Below are 1,224 nucleotides of genomic sequence, written 5' to 3' on the forward strand. Positions count from 1 at the left end.
GGCTCGAAGGTGACCTCAAGACTGGTTGCCGCCGGTCGAATTTCTGCGCCGAACGACGGCGACCGTTGAAAGCTGACTTTCGGGCTTTCCTTCGCGACAGGCTCGTCTGCTTCGGAACTTGACCTTCGCCGACATCGTGAGGAAGTTTGGGGTAGGGCATTGGTCGGATCGAGCTGGTGGCAATGGACGGCAAGAACGACTTTGCCCTTCAACGGCTGCTTCCAAATGTCGCGACATGGCGGTCAGGGCCCAGTGCCGTCGTTCGAAGTTCAGGATTGCCTGACCCAAAGCTGCCGTTGAGAAGTGCAAACCCAAGCGCTGAATCGCCGGCATCAGCTGATCCAGACGCAGTCAGGCGCGGCTCGGATCGACGCGCGGCATCCGATCAGCTCGATCCGGCTCCTGGCGAGAGGGTGCGCTCCGCCTGGTCCGCAGTCACGACGCTCACGGGCACGCCGAACCGCTCGATGCGGTGGGCAAGGTCGAGGTGCAACCACCGTGAGATCCGCTCTGGCAGCGTCGAGACGATGACCTCGTCGTACTTCTCGCGCTCGAGCGTCTGGCGCACGGCCTCGTACGGGTCGGTGGCCCCAACGATCCCTTGCACATGTGAGCCCGCGGCCGTGTCGAGCAGCGGAATCGCGAGCTCGAGCGTGATGGCCGCCTCCTCAGTGTCCGGGTCCCAATACGGCCGAGGAACCAAGAGTGTGAACTTGCACGGCTCGCGTGCGGCCCGCTCGGCGACCGCGGCGAGCAGCTTGGGCGAGGCCGCGGTCCGGTGCGCCACGATAAGGATGCGCCGGTCACTCATGATGTGAGCATTGCACCATGGAACTGCTCCGCACCGGGGGCATTGTTAGCTCTGAGGTATGGATTGCGCAAACCGATGACCTTTGGGCGTGGCCGCACTCGCGTGAGCGACCCCAGAGCGAACCCCAATGGCAGTCCGACGGACAAGTTGCGTTGAGTGATCACGGTTCTCCAGCTCTTGGCCGCTCTCAACTCTCATCGAGACCACGCCGAGTCAAGTGAAACAGCCTGCCGAGCGCAACGGCTGACACCCCCGGGCGGTCAGCAACATGGTAGTCCTGTCATTCGCTTGGTGCAACCGAGGGAGCCGAGCTGCCGGACAGCTGCCGTTCACAGATACCCGGTCATGGCCGCGAGCACCAGTTCGCAGCCGGACCTTGTAGCTGACCTTCGACGCGGGTGTGGCCAAGGCCT

At 63.6% G+C, this 1,224-nt stretch carries 2 protein-coding genes; both read right to left on the reverse strand.

The window, feature by feature from the left end:
* On the reverse strand, positions 1–212 hold a 212-nt coding region (locus AC1DY5_RS56245), incomplete at its 3' end, for a hypothetical protein (RefSeq protein ID WP_478122807.1).
* Between the two features lie 173 nt (positions 213–385).
* Complete coding sequence (locus AC1DY5_RS56250; protein ID WP_478122808.1) at positions 386–811, reverse strand: hypothetical protein; 426 nt, start codon at positions 809–811, stop codon at positions 386–388.
* Between the last annotated feature and the right edge of the window lie 413 nt (positions 812–1,224).

It is taken from the genome of Variovorax sp. P4_D9 (genome assembly GCF_056401695.1).